Raw genomic sequence first — 16762 nt, 5'->3', positions numbered from 1 at the left:
TTATCCAGCAACAGATTCTATTACAGGGTGATTTTTTTGATCATCAGAAATAATTTGAACTTCTTTACCTTCTGAAAGACGGTCAATGCCTTCAAGAACCACTTTTTCAGTACCATCCAATCCTTCTAAAACTTCAATTTTCCCATTGGTACTTAAACCCAATTTAAGCATTTTAACTTCGGCTTTATTGTCTTTATTGATGATGTAAACATAAGTTCCTTTTGCACCATGCTGCACAGCATCAATCGGAATAGTCACAGCATTTTGAATGGTTTGAGAACTTAAACGCACATTCACAAATTGATTTGGAAATAAACTGTCATTACGATTATCAAATACTGCTTTTAACTTTAATGTGCCTGTAGTGACATCAATTTGATTATCCAATGCCTGCACATGACCCACTGCAAGCTGCTTTTGCTCTGCTTTATCCCATGCACTCACTTGTACTTGATGACCAGATTTTAAAGTTTCGCGCAGTGCTGTTAGATGGTTCTCTGCTACAGCAAACTGCACATAAACAGGATGAACTTGAGTGATAGTCACCAATCCTGTGCTTTCATTGGCTTGAATCAAGTTTCCAGCGTCTTTTTGTTTAAAGCCAACACGACCTTCTATGGGTGAATAAATTTTGGTATATGACAATTGAAGTTTTGCCGCATCAACTTGTGCACGATTAGATTGCGTTTGACCTTTGAGCTGATTCACCAATGCCTGTTGTTGTTCGACTTGCTGTTTTGCAATAGAGTCTTGTTTAAACAGTAATTGATAACGAGCAAGTTCAGTTTCAGCATTGTTTAATTGCGCAAGGTTTTGTTGCCTTGTTCCTTCAGCTTGTGCCAAAGCCACTTCAAATGGCGCAGGGTCAATTTGAGCCAATATCTGCCCTTTCTTCACCCATTGCCCTTCTTTAAAATAAACCTGTTGAAGCAAACCAGAAACTTGACTTTGCACATTTACTGTATGCACTGGGACAACCGTACCAATGGCTTTAATTTCAACATCTAAGTTATTACGCTGTACAGGGACAATACGTACAGGTACAGGTTTACTCCATTGGCTATATTCTTCTTTCGGCTTGTTTGAAATCTTTTTCCAATATATTCCACCTACAACTAACAAAACCAATAAGAAAAATCCAATGATATATTTCAATTTTCGACCCAATGATGTATGTTTTTTCGCTGTATTCACATCTAAATTACTCATAAAACTCACTCATTTACAGTCGAAAAAATTGCAATCCAATCACAATAAAAAAAGATATTCTTAATAAGTTTAAATTCAATCTAGCCCGATAGGATTGGATAAAAACGATTGCCCCAGCAATCAACGTAATGACACCAAACCATGCTGTAATTCCGATCGAAACACCCCACGCTAAAATACTGTGAAACAATGAAAGTGCTAAAAATATCCACCCAAAGACTTTAAATATTTGGATTTTTTTTATAGACAAAGGCTCTTTCAAAACCAGTTTTGCATTACGCTCCATCGAAAGATTTAATGCAAATAATCCGATATAAATCAAAAATATCGTGGTTAAGATATTGATCGATAATATGTTCATGACAACTCCTTGGAACCTTGTAGTTCTGTGGAATTCTCTGTCTTGAGCGCAAGTTGCTTTTTAGCTTTTTTGACTGGTAGCTTTAAAATAGAATCACGCTTACGCCAAACCTTATAAGTTGCCCATGCGAGAATTAAACCAATACCAATAAATCCAATATCAATACTGGCTAATGCATAGTCTTGATGTAAAAGTGATACACCTAAGTGACGATCTGTGGTTATAAAATTCAATAAAGGAAGGGATAAATAAGCCAAAGCGGCAAGGCCTAAGATTTCAATCCATGCTCGTACAATCGGTCTGCTTAATGCATAAAGGAAACTGAATAATAGTGTGATATATAAACTATGTACTTCCCAATTCGCACGGTTTACAAAATCCGCAGGAATGAGTCGATTTGCCCAAAAATACACTGCTATAGCAAGTGGTAAACCTGCAATCATGGCAATATTCAAGCGCTCAACTAAGGAGTGCCCAAAACTCATTCGATCTGCTTTTAATTGTTTTGGGCGACGCTTAACCGTCCAAAGCACCAAGCCAGTAGCAATCATTGCCGTACCAAGAACACCAGTTAAAACATATAAAATGCGTAGCAATGGTGAAGCAAATAAACCCTCATGTAAGCCTAATACTGTTGTACCGAATACCATTGGGGCTTTGTCTTGGTTAGATTGATCCTGAAGAATCTTTTGACCTGTGTATAAATCAAAACTTAAAGATGTACGTTTTCGTGCAATAGAGTCACTACCCGTTTGGTAAAATTCAATTTTTGCAGGCGTTTTACCTTGATCGGGATAAAAATTTATTTGGCTGATTTTTTGTGTTCCCCCCCATTCAGTTTGAACTTTTGCGAGTAAAGGCTGAATAGGAACAAATTTTTGTTGGATTTCACCCATGGTTGGCGGAACAGCAGAATCATTTTTATTAAAACGTGAGTTGGTTGGATAAAGCTCAGCATAATAGCGTTCTGTATTTTTCTCTCCCGAGCCATAAACCATTGGAACACCCAAAGGCATATAGGCATTTGCAAAGAAAATAAGACCACTGTAGGTAATCATGATATAAAACGGCAAAGCAATAACGCTAATCACATTATGCGCATCCAACCAAGATCGTTGACCTTTGGCAGGTCTAAAGGTGAAGAAATCTTTAAATATTTTTTTATGCGTAATAATGCCTGAAATGATGGCAACAAACATGAACATCGTACATATGCCAACAATCCGAATACCCCAATCATATGGAATATAATGTAAAGCATAATGCATTCGATAAAGTGTAAAACCGCCACCAGTTTCGCGTGGCTGAATTTGCTCAGAAACAGGCTGACCTGATGAAAGATCAAGTACCTCTTTATTATATTTACCCCGCTTCCCTTCTTCTTTTGCAGGAGAAGTCCAATTCACTGCAAAGTCATCTGCTCCACGTTGATTGGTTAAAAGGTTAATTCCCCAATGTTCAGCATTTTGTGCATCTGGATTATTTTTTAAATAATTATATGCTTTATGCATTTGTTCATTTTCGGGAACAATTACACTTGACTGTAGAGCCTTTTCAGGTTGCATCCAACGGGTTAATTCAATTTGTACATAGCCTGCTGTACCTGTTAAGAATACAAAAAATAAAACCCAGCCAACTACTAAACCAGTCCATGTATGTAACCATGCCATACTTTGGCGAAAGCCCTCTTTCATGTGCTTCCCCAAATTTTTAAGACACTTACAAGACACCCTAAACTTAAAAGTGCTCCACTACACAACCAAACTGTATTTAAGGTTTTCTTTATACTGAATATTGCCAATATAAAAACTAACCAAACAATAAAGCTCAATAGAAAACCGGCATAGGTAGCAACTGCAAGATTATCGGGGAACAATAAACCAACCACAGCAACACTGAGATTTGCCACACAAAACCCACCAAATGCAGCAAGTAAAACTCGTATTAGTACAATAAATCGATAATGCTGTTGCACATTCGACTTGATAATATGGGATTTCATGACTAGACCACTTCAATAAACAACACTGCTTTTACACAGCTATATTTACTTAGACGTATGAAAGAAAAAAAAAGCTCAAAAGAAATGTTAATGTTTGTAAAACTCATTATTGATTTCAATAATGATAATCATTATTATTACCATAATTATTTTTAAGTCAATTCATTCTATAAAATAAGTTTTTATTCTCTCTGTTATTAGGCTGTATTATGAATCTAAATGTAAACAAGCAATTATGGTTCAGCCATGTCTATCAAACGCACCAAACCACACTACTATATTGGTTTAAAAATAAACTCCAACATCATCATCAATCTGAAGATTTAAGTCATGAAGTATTTTATCGTGCCTTAAAAAGCACCTATGATTATGAGAATATTAAAGAACCTAAAGCGTGGTTACTCGGAATTGCAAAACATGTCATTATTGATCATTGGCGTCATCAACATGTTGAGCATTTATATTTAAAAGCTTTAGCTCAACTTCCTGAAGAGTTTCACCCTTCTGTTGAACATGAAATCTGCATTAGAGAAACCTTATTTCAAGTGCATAAGATTTTAGAAAAATTACCACCACGTGCTACACAAGTATTCTTATTATCTCAACTAGATGGCTTAACTTATAAAATGATTTGTGAAAAACTTGATATTTCTGAAGCAACAGTAAAGCGAGATATGAAACTTGCTTTTCTTGCCTGTATTAGCTTATTACAATAATGAATATGATTGACTTGGTTTCTGATCTTTATGACTACTCCAGCACAACTCTCTGAACAAGTTTTAGATGAGGCTACTGATTGGCTTGTCATTTTAAACTCAGGTAAAGTCAGCCATGAAGAATATCAACAGTTTGAACATTGGAAAAAACAAAAACCTGAAAATGCACTTGCGATTGCGCAAGTCACAAAATTAATGTCAGGTATAAGTGAATTACCCTCAAATCTAAAATCTGAATCATTTACCGACTCTAAAAATAAATTTAATAAAACATTAAAAAACAATATTACTCTAGGTTTATCAAGCCTTCTTATCATTTCATGTGTTTTACATCAGCTCCCTTGGGCTAAATGGCAAGCAGACTACTATACTCATGTAGGCGAAATTAAAAGCTTTAATTTAAAGGATGGCTCTAAACTCACTTTGTCGAGTAATAGCTATATCAATATCCATTTGTCAAAAAATACTCGAACTGTCGAATTGATTCAGGGCGAAATATATATAGAAACAGCTAAAGATCAACAAAAACGTCCATTTATTGTTAAAACTCAATACGGCAATATGCAAGCACTAGGCACACAATTTACTGTTCGCTACGAAAATAATAAAACGAAACTGAATGTTTATCAGCATGCTGTTGCAATTAATGCTCACAACCAAAAAATGCCACAAGTCATTCAACAAGGTTATCGCGCTGTATTTGACAACGACTTCATATCTAAACCTATTCCTTTAAAAAATAATCGTCCTTATTGGACACAAAATTTATTGGTTGTAGAAAATTGGCCACTAAAAAAAGTTCTACATGAATTGTATCGCTATAAAAATGGACAGTATTTTATAGACCCTAATATCAAAAACTTAACTGTTTCTGGTGTTTTTTCATTGTCCAATACTCACCAAAGTTTAGAAAGCTTAGCTTATACCAATCAGCTTGAACTCAATTTTTATAGTCCATATGTACTTTATGTGAAAAAGAAATAGTTTACTTTAACGATTCACTCTATATTTTTAAGCGCTCTATCCGTATCAATACGGATATTACGTACTATAAAAAATAAATATTTCACAGCTTTATATAAAACAAAAATCATTTGAAATCATTACTATATTTAATATTTCCTTGTAACTTAAATTTAGCATTCTAAAGCCTTGAGAAAAAATGAGCTATTTTTTTGTTCTATTCGACTTATAGATAAACATGCTTTTAAATGAGAATTTATATGTCGACATTCCAAGTAAAAAATACATTAGCACTAGCCATTCGTGCAGTTCTTTTGGGGGTTCCTACATTTACATGTGGACTAACCGCAACTGTTACTTATGCCGCTACTATGCATAGTCTCTCAATTCAAAAAAGTACACTTGATCAGGCCTTAAAACAGCTTGCAATCCAGACAGGGACGACTATCAGTTATGATTCAAAGACCCTTTCAAAAATATATAGTCAGGGCTTAACAGGAAGTTATTCAGCAGAAGATGCTTTAAATAAGTTATTGCAACCCACTAATTTTGAATTAATTAAACTTAAAAATGGTGGGTTTGGTATCACCCCAAGCAAAACAACAAATGAAAATGAAGCGAATCAACTTAAACTTAGCACGATTCCATCTAATCTAAATTTACAAACATCAGATGAAATAGAAAAACTACCAACTATTACCATCACCTCAAGTACGACTCAACCATTAACGACAGAAAACACAGGTTTATATACTGCAAAAGCAACCACTGCATCTACTGGATTAACACTCAGTTTAAAAGAAACACCTCAATTGGTAAGTGTTATCACTCGGCAACAAATGGAAGATCAAAATCTTACACAACTTATGGATGTTGTAAATCAAGCTGCTGGTTTATCCACTAAGCAAGGAGGAAATATAGGTTCAGATAGTTCTCCAATTTATGCTCGTGGTCAAACAGTAGATAACTATTTACTAGATGGTGTAAAACTACTTAATTCATATTCAAGTATATTTCAAAGCCAAGATACGGCACTTTTTGACCGCGTTGAAATTGTTCGTGGAGCAAATGGAATAATGACTGGTGCAGGCGCGGCTAGTGCAAGTATAAATATGGTTCGTAAAAAACCATTAGAAGATTTCAAGGCTGCTGTCAGTGCAAGTGCAGGTTCATGGGATACTTATCGTGCAGATATTGATGTTTCTACACCTTTAACACAGTCAGGCAATGTTCGTGGTCGAGCTGTATTGGCTTATCAAGATGGTGATTCTTATATTGATCGCTATAATGAAAAACGTAAAGTAGCTTATGGTGTCATTGAAGCAGACTTATCAGATCAAACTAAAGCCAGTTTAGGAGTCAGCTATCAACAGATTGATATAACGGGTATTGCTCGTAGTAGTTTACCTACCTATTACACTGATGGAACACCTATAAATTGGTCACAATCAGATTCAGCTTCTGCAAATTGGTCAACATCAGATCGTTCAACTACTGGCTATTTTGCAGATATTGAACATCAGATTAATGATAACTGGAAAGTAAAAGGAGTTGCATCACGAACGATTACTTCATCCGATGAGACTGTAGGTTATGTATTCTCTGGTGCAGGCATCAATAAAGAGACAGGAGCTGGTGCTTTACTTTATGGAACACGCTGGGACTACAAACCCACTCAAGATTTATTTAATATAACCTTAAATGGCTCATTTGATTTGTTTAATCAAACACATGAAATCGTTGCTGGAACCACATATGCAAAAAGTGAAAATAAACGTCCTAGCTCAACGGGTTGGAATGTTAATACAATAGATAATATTTTTACTTGGGATGGCTATACTCCTGCTAAACCGGATCTAAAAACCAATGGGTGGTACAGTACTGACGAAAAAACTCTTTCTGCCTTTACTGCCGCTCGCTTTAAACTTACTGACCCACTAGCAATGATCATTGGCGCTCGATTTGATGATTGGGAACGGATTTCAAAGACCAATCCCGAAACAGGTGGTACCGCAACGAATAAAAAACAACAAGAAAAAGAAATCATTCCTTATGTGGGACTTACATACGATCTAACGCCATCGTGGACCGCTTATACGAGTTATACAACTATTTTCTCTCCACAAGATCGATATGATATTAATGGTAATTTTATCGACCCATTGGTTGGAAATAGCACTGAAATAGGAATTAAAGGTGAATTTTTCGATAATCAATTAAATATCGGAGCGGCAATTTATCAAACAAAAGAAGATAATAAAGCGATACTCATCACGGGTGCTCCACAAATTGATCTACCGAATGGTCAAAAAGTATCACCATATCGTGCTGAATCTGGTACAAAAAGCCGCGGGTTTGAGTTGGAAGCAACAGGTAAGCTAACAGATTTATGGCAAATTTCAGCAAGCTTTGCGCGTAATCTTTCTCAAGATAGTAAAGGTGATAATCTCAATAGTGATGTACCAAATAACATAGCTAAATTATTTACTTCATACACATTCCCCCAATTGAATCAGGCATTAACAGTTGGTACTGGAATTCGTTGGCAAAGTGATATTTATACATATGTTAAACGCACTAACTCTTTTAAATCTGAACAAGGAAGCTATGGCATAGTTGATTTAATGGCACGCTATAAAATCAATGAGAACCTAACAGCCAATTTAAATATTAATAATCTATTCAATGAAAAATATCATTTAACTACGTTAAATAGCTATTATGGTGCACCAACTAACTTTCAAGTTGGTGTTAAATATAATTGGTAGTTCATAAGTTATAGTTTTATATAGAGGCTTATTCATTAATATTACTCTCAAATGAATAAGCCTTAAGCAAAGTTTAATCTATGAAAGATTTAATGTTAAAAACATTACTCTTTCTAAAAAAATCAGGACAATCTTAAAAAAAAATCAAAAAATAAAATAATGAATCCATAACCCCATCACAGTTATACCTCAAATTTTAAAACTGAAATAATAAATTTATACTTGAATAAGAACGAGCTATTACATCAATCAAAAACTAAATATTTCCATTAAAAACTTATCAAAATATTTAATCACAATCTAGTGAAAGCTGAGAAAAAAAATTCTAGAAAGCACTTGCTGTTGTGCAATTAGATTCGTAAATATCAAAAATTGTGGCATACTTAGCAATCGGTGCAAACTCGAAACTAGGCTCATCGTCCACTCAAATCGGAGCAACGAGTATCATAACTAACATAAGATTGTATCTAATCCCCTGAATTTTTATATTAAAATCTAATTAATGAAATTTATCTTCGTACAGAAGTATTAAATAAAGTTACGGAATTAGATCAACTCCATACCGAAGTTGGTATTTGATTTTTTGTAATTTAGCAAAATTTTCTTTTTAATTTTTTATAAGATAAATTTTATTAAAATAATTTTGTTTTAAAATACTTAAAAGCAACCTATTCTAAAATTATTATTTTAAAAAAGGTTGCTACATAACATAAAATCCTAATATTTTTTAAAACTTATACTTGAGTCCTAAATTATAGTTACGCCCTTCACCCCATGTATAAGTGCTATACCAGCTAAAAATCGTATAATACTTTTCATCTAAAAGATTATTCACATTAAATGAAAATGATAACTGATCATTGAGTTTATAATTAGCCATTGCATCAACTAGCCAATAATCAGAAACGGTATGTTTTACAGGGTCTGTATATTGTGGATTATGTACATTACCCCATGTCTCATCTTGCCAACGTACACCACCACCTATGGTTAAACCCTCAACCCATTGATTAACTTTATAACTAGTATAAAGTGTAAACTCATTTTCAGGTGTTAACGTACTCACCTTACTCTCTTGTTGTTTCGATACTTTATGATTAAAACCTGCATGTAGATTCCAATCAGGCATAATCTCACCTGTAACTTCTAATTCTACACCTTTAGTTTTAACGCCTTGTATCGCTTCAAATGCAGCATCACCAGAAGGGGTTATCACACCAGCAATCTCTTGAGCAAAATTGTCTTGTTTAAGCTGATAATATGCCAAACTCGCATTTAAGCGACCATCATAAAACTCACCTTTTAGGCCTACTTCGTAGTTCTCACCTTCTTGTGGATCAAGTGTTTTTCCATTTACATCTCTATTAGATTGAGGTGAGAATATTGTGCTATAACTCGCATAAAGAGAATAATTATCATTTAAATCATAGACCGTACCAATATATGGTACAAAAACTCCAGATTCTTTAATATCCTCTGATTCATAATTGGCAACCCTGCCTCCTAAAATCAATTTTAAATCATCTCGTAAATTCAAACGAGATGTAACATATAGTCCATTTTGTTTGGTCTTTTCTTTATTTGTCCAATGACTACCTGCTTGCCAATCAGGTTCTGGTACATTGCCATTCCATTGATAGTATTGATCTACAGTGGTCTTATAATCATTAGGTGCGCTATAGCCATTATTTTTCCATGTACTTTCCGAAATATTTGCACCTACAACCAATTCATGTTCACGTCCAAGTAATTTAAATGGTCCGCTTGCATATATATCAGCAGCATTGCTTTTTGTCTCACCTTTATAATTTCCAGCCCACATAGAGACACCACTTCCATCGATTGGATTTGGATTTCCTCCTGCAGCTGCACCTAACTGCGCATCATAACCATTGATTTGGTGATTTAACTGTAGTTTGGCTACCCAATCGTTATCAAATTTATGCTCTAAAGTTGAAAAAATCGTCCGTGTATATTGCTCCCAATTACTCCAACGTGCACCATTATTAAAGCTAGCGGGCATTTTATTGAAATTACCTGCTGTATTATAAATGGGTATACCGCCCCAAGTTGATCCTTCAGGTTTGCTATCTTGATAATCAGCACCAACCGTCAAAAGTGTTTTATCTGTCAAATCAGTTTCTACTATGCCGTAAAAAACGGGGGTTTTACGTTCATAGTGATCCAATTCAGATTCTTTATCCTGATATGCCGCAACACCACGGGCACGAATAGTACCAGAGTCATTAAGTGGCCCACTTAAATCGATTTCACCACTATAAGTATTCCATGAGCCTACCCCAACTGATGCACTACCCTGAAATTCGCTAGTCGGTTTTTTACGAATTAAATTAATCGTAGCTCCAGGATCACCTACACCTGTTAATAATCCCGTTGCGCCTTTTAAGACTTCAATACGATCATAGATTGCTGTATTACTTAAGGTATTACCCGCTGAATATGCTGAATCACGACGCATAGGAATCCCGTCGTATTGAAAATTTTGAATAGCAAACCCACGTGAATAATATTCAGTCCTTTCACTATCATAAGTGACAACACTAACACCAGGTGTATGGCGCATTACATCATCAATAGAATTTAAGTTAAAATCATCCATTTCCTGTCGAGTAATGACACTAATTGTCTGTGGTGTTTCTCTTGGCTTTAGAACTAAACGCGTAGCAGTAGCGATTGTACTTGGTGTGTATATTCCACTATTTTCTGTTATTCCACCTAGCTGATTGGCTATAATCGTGATCGTAGGAAGGATCTTAGTCTCTACCACATTACTTTTTTCTGTCTCGTCAGAAGCATGTACTACAGCAGTTGTGGCAACATATGTTGCACCTAGCATAATGATTTTTATCATTTTTGTTAAATAATTTCTTTTAGCTAACTTACGAATGTTCTTTTGCTGTTGCATGGATTATGCCTCTTAAATTATTTACTGTTACAACATAAAATGAGTAAGAATCATACATTCAGCCAAGTTGTCTAAGCGTTAGACTGAACACCTCAAACGGTAATAATTCCCAATTACAATAGTAAACAATTCTTATTAATATTCATACTAAAATTCATCACATTTTTATATTCATGTATTCTGAAATTAAAGGGAGGTCTCATTTGGGAGATTTTATGCAATCAACTTATAAATTTATCTATCATTTGATTTGGTGTCTTAGAATATAAATCTTTCTGAATTCTTCGCGGATTCTAAAATAGCTGTATATAATTTGTAATATCTACTTTAGCTTACTAAGTGAAAGTCTCCCTTTTTTCAGCACACTCATTTTAAATATCTGTTGAAAGCCAAAATATGTCGTACAGATTAATTTTGAACAAAAAAATACTAGAGCTAACACTGCTTAACTTATTCTCGACTCTCAAACCGATTTTCAATGCATTGATCGATTTCATAAACAGACCAGCCAATACGGTTTTGCGTGATTTGAATTTCTTATGGAATGTTGGATCATGATACAGTGCAAACTCATCCATTATTTCATATATAGTTGAACAGCTAACATCTGTGAATTGAATGACTTCTTTAATATTAATAATTTGATTAACTTCAAGATTTAAAAGTACCGTATCCGATATAGCGCGTCTTTTAATATTTGTTCTTTTCACGGCTTGTACACCAACGAGTTCAATAGAATGTGTAATGTACAACACAGTGTACACGACGCATGTACACTATAGTTCGTTATGTTTAGGCATAAAAAAAGGCTTAACCCCTTTAGGATTAAGCCTTTCCGTTTTATATTTCACTATATTAGTTCATATAAAACTAGGTATTTGGTGGAGGTGGCGGGATTTGAACTGGCGTACCCAAAACATTGTAAATCATATATTTAGACTTAATAAAACTTAATCATACCAACAATTTATACCAACACAATCAATCGATTAAATAATAATCAAATAGAGTGGGGTTAGCACATTACTGTGTAAGTCTACCCCCCATTCCTGTTCACAGCACAACAGTCATTCCTGTTCCAAGTGAACATAATATTTACCCTAGGCGTGCTATAAAATTATCTTAATTAATCAGTTGTTCACAATGTCTTGATTTGAAATGATTAATAATATCTATTAAAAACACTATTTGACCATTGCGTGGGTCGACATAGGAACTATTCATATCTGCTTCACACTGTTCTAACATGTATTTAGCAATTTCGTATTCATCACTCTCCAAAGCCAACATAAACGGTGTGTAGCCTAAAATCGGTGACTTAGCTGCCTGATTCACGTTTGCACCAGCCTTGAGTAAGATAGATATGATTTCTTTAAGCTGTTCCGTTGATGCTTTGGGTTTCATGGCTTCAAATAGTTCTTTACCAATTTTCCTTCCCATAGGCGTGTTTAGATATTTCAAAGCATCATCTAATTTGAGTTTCCCCGCAGAATGCTGGTATAGGCTGTATTGGCTTTGCTCAGGATGTAATAAGATCTGCTTAGCCATATCTTCAAATGAAAAATTCCTCTGTGAATGATGAAGCAATTTCAATGCAAGATGTAAGGGACTATGGTGTTCAATATCTGCAAGTAAATTGACATTGCAGCCCATTTGAATGAGTGTTTTAACCAAATCAGGATTACCAATCTGAATGGCTAAATGAAGCGCACTTAAACGTTTTTTTGAAGTGACCGCATTTATTACTGCTGGTAAAAAACTCTGCTCCAAGAGCATAGCTAATATTTGCTTCTGCTCATCTGTCAGCTCAAAAATATTATCATTCAGACAAATCGTGAGTGCAGAATCATTGCTACTACTTAACTTATTTACATCTGCGCCAGCATCAAGTAACGCTTTAACTGTTTTAACATCACGTAATTGAATGGCATGTAGCAGTTGGGGCATTTTTACTGTTTTTTGTTCATCAATTTTGATGACTTTATTGGGTTGGCTCAGGTCAATTCTTATCTTGTTTTTCAAAGTCAAAAATTTTTGCGTTGGTAGATTATTCAAAAATGAACATTCTTCAGTGATGAATAACTCTGTATCAAAAATATCATAAACCTGCGTTCTTAAAGCGTACAGTTCCCATGTTTCAAACACATTTTCCAATTTAAACTTTTGTGGAAGGCTGTCAAAATTTAAATCAATTTTAGAAAATCTAAAATTATAACGAATTGCAATATTGGCAAATTTTCTAAGTACATTACTGTCAGGTGAATTTCGTAATGAACAAACCGTCAAAGCCTCAATTAAAATTTGCTCAAGATTACGTCCATCATATTGGATACAACTTTCCACACATTTTATATAGCTTTGGATTGAATCATCCAACTTTCCAGTAAATAAGCAGTAACGAGCTATAGCCCAATATCCACTAAAGCGAAAGCTTTCAAACTCTGGATATTGATCAATAGTCTGCATAAAAAACTTGATATTTGTGAGACTAAACTGTAGTTGCTCGGGTTGATTCGGAATACGTTTATATAGTGAGGATAATGTCTCTGTATCCTTGTGTTTATATTCATCTAAAGTAATATTTTCTTTAGGCAGCTTCAACAAAGCTGAAAAAATTAAGTCATTCAATGATAAATATAGATATGCCGATTCATTTTCTGTGTTTAGTACTTGCTGAATAAAAGGGCCAAACTCTTGATCTGAAAATTCTTTCTCTGTTATGCCATTTTTATAAAGGCTGTCTAAAGTCCGAGCGATTAAAAGCATAGACAGAATTTCAGCTTGTTTAGTGAAATGTATATGATCTTTAACAATGAGCTGTAAGCTTTGCGGTTCAGGAAGCTCTTCTAAATTCCCCCAAAGTCTAAAGCGGTCTTGTAACTCTTTAGTAAATTTCGTGACGTTAAAATTTTGTTTTAAAAGTTCACGTACAAAGTGAGATTTTTGATTTTTCGAAATACAACCTAGTGAAATCAAATGTTGCTTTAGAATTGGGATAAATTTTACTGAGATCATCAGATTTAAAAAATCATCTGTAGCCTTTTGCTTAGCATCGCCATTCAAGCTAAACCGTAATTGAAAACCATAAAATTCCTGCATTGCTTTTCTGAATGCATGAATCATTTTACTTTGAGTATTTGCTGAAAAATATTTGCTATTAAAAAGTGCTTTGATAAAGCTCTCTTCAAAATAATGCGGATAGTGAATATTATCTGTATATTCATCAATTTGCTTTGCTAGATCTGTATGGTTCTTTAAGCCAAAATGGTTAGCAATTTCTCTGAGTAGTACGGCACCAGTTGGATATACTAATGATGTAGTTTGCATGTTAGTCACTTCTTAAAAATCGATTTACATCGTGTTTAAACTGTTGAAAACTTCTAAAGTCACTTGGTGTTGATGGAATAGCTAATTTTCTATTGTTAATCATTAAAAAATTATGCTTTTTACCTTTAGACACATAGATAGATTTTTGCCTTAAAAGTTTAGTAATGAATTGATGAATGTCTTTGTTATTCGAAAACTTCATATCAATCATCATCGTCATAATAATCATTGTCTTGCTCTGCTTGACATGAAGAGCAAAGTTCTCCATTGACGATATAATTGTAATGCTCACCTTCTGGTAAGGCATCTCCATAAAGTGTTGTATAACATCCTGCACATTGATATAAATAAGCCATAATTAACTCCTCTTCGGCATGGGAGTAATATAGATTTTATAAAATAAAATAACTGCAAGGCAGTTGGCGGGAAAATATTAAAAAAATGAAAATAGCATCTGCCTAGTAATAAGAAGCACTGGTAGGCTAAATATAGGAATACGTAGCTAACTTATCCAGTAATTTGCAGTACAACCCACCTAATTCCTTGCGATTTTGCGATTTTCCACCGCTAACACTTATCCAAACCATATTCAGATATCGCAAATTAAAAGCGACAAGCTGCGATAACATAATATCGCAACATATCGCTTTTTAACTGCACCAATCAATAGGTTGGTATTACTAGCTTTTCCCTAGAAAATCGCAAAATCTCACTCTTTTTTGAAGAAATGAGGATTACCTTCTAGATATGTACGATTATTTAGTTCAATTATTTTAACGTATTTGTGTTCTATTAAAACATCTAATACTGGCTTAAACTCTGCAACTTTTCTGAGATGAGCTGGAGCATTCTTTTGTGCAATGATCTTTTCAACTACAAACTTATCTATTGTAGCGTCTTCATTTTGAGACCTTAAAAATAAGCGCTTAAATGAATTAAGTAGTTTCTCAGAATCAATTAAAGTATGATCATTAATAGATGGATATCTCATCCATTCATTTAATGAATAACGCACTATTTCACAAGCTGCTTTCATAGTATTTTCAGTAATTTCTTCTTCCATACTAAAGAAAGCTAAATTAGTAGCGACCCTTCTGCTTATTTCACTTGCTCGACTAGCAAAGGCTTTTATTTCCTCATAATCACCTCCACTCTGTTGTTTAATTTCACAATCATTGTAGAAAAACCTATCAATTACTTCAGCTTCTTCACTTAATTGAAGTACGACAAATCCACTATTTGATTTAGACTTTTCATAAAGCTCTATACAACGATTCCAAAAATTATTTAATCTAGAATCTAAATGGGCATTTCTAAGTTTTTCTCTAAACTCAGCTGTATGAAGTCTAGAGCCTTCAAGTGATTCAGGTATACTCAATATAAATCTCGGTAAGAAACCCTGATCTCTTAAAATAGGACTGAGTAAAGCATTTTGTAGAATTACCCTTTGCCCTAATAAATTAAATGTCAGTCTAATGTCAAAAGCATTACCATCACTAGCAATACCAACATTAGTCCCAACACGTTTTTTTTGACAATTACCAGCATCATAGATTTTAGTCATTGCACCTAAATTAGAGCGTGCTGAGTCACTCTTCATCGAAAACCCTTCAAAAAACTGTGCAGCTTCATCGGTACTTAATGAGGCGAATTCAAGTCCTCCATCAATATACATCGACAATAATTTTTCAATGGTAATGTCAGAGAAAAAACACGTTGGATCTTTGATCTCTAATTCAAAGTCATCAATTAAATTTTCAGATTTTTTTGAATTTTTCTTCGATACTTTTATTAAGGCTTTAAACCTCTGGATTTCTTTTTTTTCTTTATCCATTAATGGTTTTGCTATTAAGTTATAACAAGTAGATTTTCTTACACCACTTCCACCTTCTGCAATCAAAAAAAGACTACATGGCATACCATTTTCACTATTTAATAGTGATGGTGCATTTACACTTGATTGAGCTATATGAGAAATGACACTCAAAATACAATGTATTGCTAACAAATAATCTACTTGGACATATTCAGAGGCTGCTTCAGCTGCTAAATGAATAACTTCAGGTAGAAACTTTTTTGGGTAAGGAATAGGATTTAAAAAAACATCAGCTTTTAATGGAATAGGTTTATTCCATTTATTATTTAGATTAGAATTTTCCATTACTATACTCACCAAAAATTATTTAGAAACCTTAAGATTATTTTTTTTAAGCCATTCATCAATTTCAAACTTTGACCAAACGATAATTTTAGGACTTAATCTTGTTGGTTCAGGAAATTTCCCCTCCTTAATCCATCGAAATAGAGTTGCTTTACTTATGTTTAAATAACCTTTTGATGCAGGTTTTGCATTCTGAATACGATAATCACCTTTTAAGTTATCTTTAATAACAACTTTGAGTTTTTTTTCAGGAGTATTACATAAATCTTCATACTTCATTATTTCAGAATATGTATTTCTATCAGCCATTTTACATCTCTTTGAGTTCC

12 protein-coding genes and 1 pseudogene are annotated in these 16762 nt (G+C 34.0%); 3 read left to right on the top strand and 10 right to left on the bottom strand.

Annotated features, from left to right (window positions below):
• Genes ACK2M2_RS07780 through ACK2M2_RS07765 form a run of 4 tightly spaced genes read right to left on the bottom strand, consistent with a single transcriptional unit; the run spans position 1 to position 3572 of the window.
• Positions 1-1209 carry an efflux RND transporter periplasmic adaptor subunit gene (locus ACK2M2_RS07780; RefSeq protein WP_419347238.1) on the bottom strand — a complete coding sequence of 403 codons (1209 nt, stop codon included), beginning with the start codon at positions 1207-1209 and terminating at the stop codon, positions 1-3.
• Positions 1210-1222: 13 nt separating this feature from the next.
• Entirely contained in the window at positions 1223-1570 is a 348-nt protein-coding gene (locus ACK2M2_RS07775; RefSeq protein ID WP_419347235.1) for a DUF3325 domain-containing protein, read from the bottom strand.
• Positions 1567-3264 carry a PepSY-associated TM helix domain-containing protein gene (locus tag ACK2M2_RS07770; protein WP_419347232.1) on the bottom strand — a complete coding sequence of 566 codons (1698 nt, stop codon included), beginning with the start codon at positions 3262-3264 and terminating at the stop codon, positions 1567-1569. The genes ACK2M2_RS07775 and ACK2M2_RS07770 overlap by 4 nt, the downstream gene beginning before the upstream one ends.
• Complete coding sequence (locus ACK2M2_RS07765) at positions 3261-3572, bottom strand: hypothetical protein (protein WP_419347229.1); 312 nt, start codon at positions 3570-3572, stop codon at positions 3261-3263. The genes ACK2M2_RS07770 and ACK2M2_RS07765 overlap by 4 nt, the downstream gene beginning before the upstream one ends.
• Before the next feature lie 209 nt (positions 3573-3781).
• Here ACK2M2_RS07765 and ACK2M2_RS07760 point away from each other — a divergent pair, with 209 nt between their 5' ends.
• From ACK2M2_RS07760 to ACK2M2_RS07750, 3 genes are all read left to right on the top strand, one after another.
• Positions 3782-4288 (top strand): sigma-70 family RNA polymerase sigma factor, encoded by a 507-nt coding sequence (locus ACK2M2_RS07760; protein WP_419347228.1) that lies wholly within the window; start codon positions 3782-3784, stop codon positions 4286-4288.
• 30 nt (positions 4289-4318) lie between these two features.
• Positions 4319-5272, top strand: coding sequence for a FecR family protein (locus ACK2M2_RS07755; RefSeq protein ID WP_419347226.1), 954 nt, complete (start codon positions 4319-4321; stop codon positions 5270-5272).
• A 239-nt stretch (positions 5273-5511) separates the two neighbouring features.
• Positions 5512-8019: a TonB-dependent siderophore receptor gene (locus ACK2M2_RS07750; RefSeq protein ID WP_419347223.1), complete on the top strand. Its 2508-nt coding sequence runs from the start codon at positions 5512-5514 to the stop codon at positions 8017-8019.
• 727 nt (positions 8020-8746) lie between these two features.
• Here ACK2M2_RS07750 and ACK2M2_RS07745 read toward each other — a convergent pair.
• The 6 genes and pseudogenes from ACK2M2_RS07745 to ACK2M2_RS07720 form a co-directional block, all read right to left on the bottom strand.
• Positions 8747-10945 carry a TonB-dependent siderophore receptor gene (locus tag ACK2M2_RS07745; RefSeq protein ID WP_419347221.1) on the bottom strand — a complete coding sequence of 733 codons (2199 nt, stop codon included), beginning with the start codon at positions 10943-10945 and terminating at the stop codon, positions 8747-8749.
• A gap of 450 nt (positions 10946-11395) precedes the next feature.
• Positions 11396-11625 (bottom strand): annotated as a pseudogene (locus ACK2M2_RS07740) (helix-turn-helix transcriptional regulator).
• A gap of 442 nt (positions 11626-12067) precedes the next feature.
• Positions 12068-14272 (bottom strand): ankyrin repeat domain-containing protein, encoded by a 2205-nt coding sequence (locus ACK2M2_RS07735; RefSeq protein WP_419347219.1) that lies wholly within the window; start codon positions 14270-14272, stop codon positions 12068-12070.
• A 203-nt stretch (positions 14273-14475) separates the two neighbouring features.
• Positions 14476-14628 (bottom strand): hypothetical protein, encoded by a 153-nt coding sequence (locus ACK2M2_RS07730; protein WP_162840074.1) that lies wholly within the window; start codon positions 14626-14628, stop codon positions 14476-14478.
• A gap of 353 nt (positions 14629-14981) precedes the next feature.
• Positions 14982-16433, bottom strand: coding sequence for a DUF3987 domain-containing protein (locus ACK2M2_RS07725; RefSeq protein ID WP_419347216.1), 1452 nt, complete (start codon positions 16431-16433; stop codon positions 14982-14984).
• An 18-nt stretch (positions 16434-16451) separates the two neighbouring features.
• Complete coding sequence (locus ACK2M2_RS07720) at positions 16452-16742, bottom strand: helix-turn-helix transcriptional regulator (RefSeq protein ID WP_419347213.1); 291 nt, start codon at positions 16740-16742, stop codon at positions 16452-16454.
• Positions 16743-16762: the final 20 nt, after the last annotated feature.

The sequence above is a fragment of the Acinetobacter sp. TY1 genome (genome assembly GCF_048551395.1).
Classification (GTDB): domain Bacteria; phylum Pseudomonadota; class Gammaproteobacteria; order Pseudomonadales; family Moraxellaceae; genus Acinetobacter.
The sequence above is the reverse complement of the archived record's forward strand: the minus strand, read 5'-3'. Positions and strand labels throughout refer to the sequence as shown.

What these genes read in the sequence shown, in the direction of transcription:
- ACK2M2_RS07730 (WP_162840074.1), bottom strand. Translation starts at nt 14,628, where the DNA reads ATGGCTTATTTATATCAATGTGCAGGATGTTATACAACACTTTATGGA.
- ACK2M2_RS07750 (WP_419347223.1), top strand. Translation starts at nt 5,512, where the DNA reads ATGTCGACATTCCAAGTAAAAAATACATTAGCACTAGCCATTCGTGCA.
- ACK2M2_RS07755 (WP_419347226.1), top strand. Translation starts at nt 4,319, where the DNA reads ATGACTACTCCAGCACAACTCTCTGAACAAGTTTTAGATGAGGCTACT.
- ACK2M2_RS07735 (WP_419347219.1), bottom strand. Translation starts at nt 14,272, where the DNA reads ATGCAAACTACATCATTAGTATATCCAACTGGTGCCGTACTACTCAGA.
- ACK2M2_RS07725 (WP_419347216.1), bottom strand. Translation starts at nt 16,433, where the DNA reads ATGGAAAATTCTAATCTAAATAATAAATGGAATAAACCTATTCCATTA.
- ACK2M2_RS07720 (WP_419347213.1), bottom strand. Translation starts at nt 16,742, where the DNA reads ATGGCTGATAGAAATACATATTCTGAAATAATGAAGTATGAAGATTTA.
- ACK2M2_RS07760 (WP_419347228.1), top strand. Translation starts at nt 3,782, where the DNA reads ATGAATCTAAATGTAAACAAGCAATTATGGTTCAGCCATGTCTATCAA.
- ACK2M2_RS07775 (WP_419347235.1), bottom strand. Translation starts at nt 1,570, where the DNA reads ATGAACATATTATCGATCAATATCTTAACCACGATATTTTTGATTTAT.
- ACK2M2_RS07765 (WP_419347229.1), bottom strand. Translation starts at nt 3,572, where the DNA reads ATGAAATCCCATATTATCAAGTCGAATGTGCAACAGCATTATCGATTT.
- ACK2M2_RS07745 (WP_419347221.1), bottom strand. Translation starts at nt 10,945, where the DNA reads ATGCAACAGCAAAAGAACATTCGTAAGTTAGCTAAAAGAAATTATTTA.
- ACK2M2_RS07780 (WP_419347238.1), bottom strand. Translation starts at nt 1,209, where the DNA reads ATGAGTAATTTAGATGTGAATACAGCGAAAAAACATACATCATTGGGT.
- ACK2M2_RS07770 (WP_419347232.1), bottom strand. Translation starts at nt 3,264, where the DNA reads ATGAAAGAGGGCTTTCGCCAAAGTATGGCATGGTTACATACATGGACT.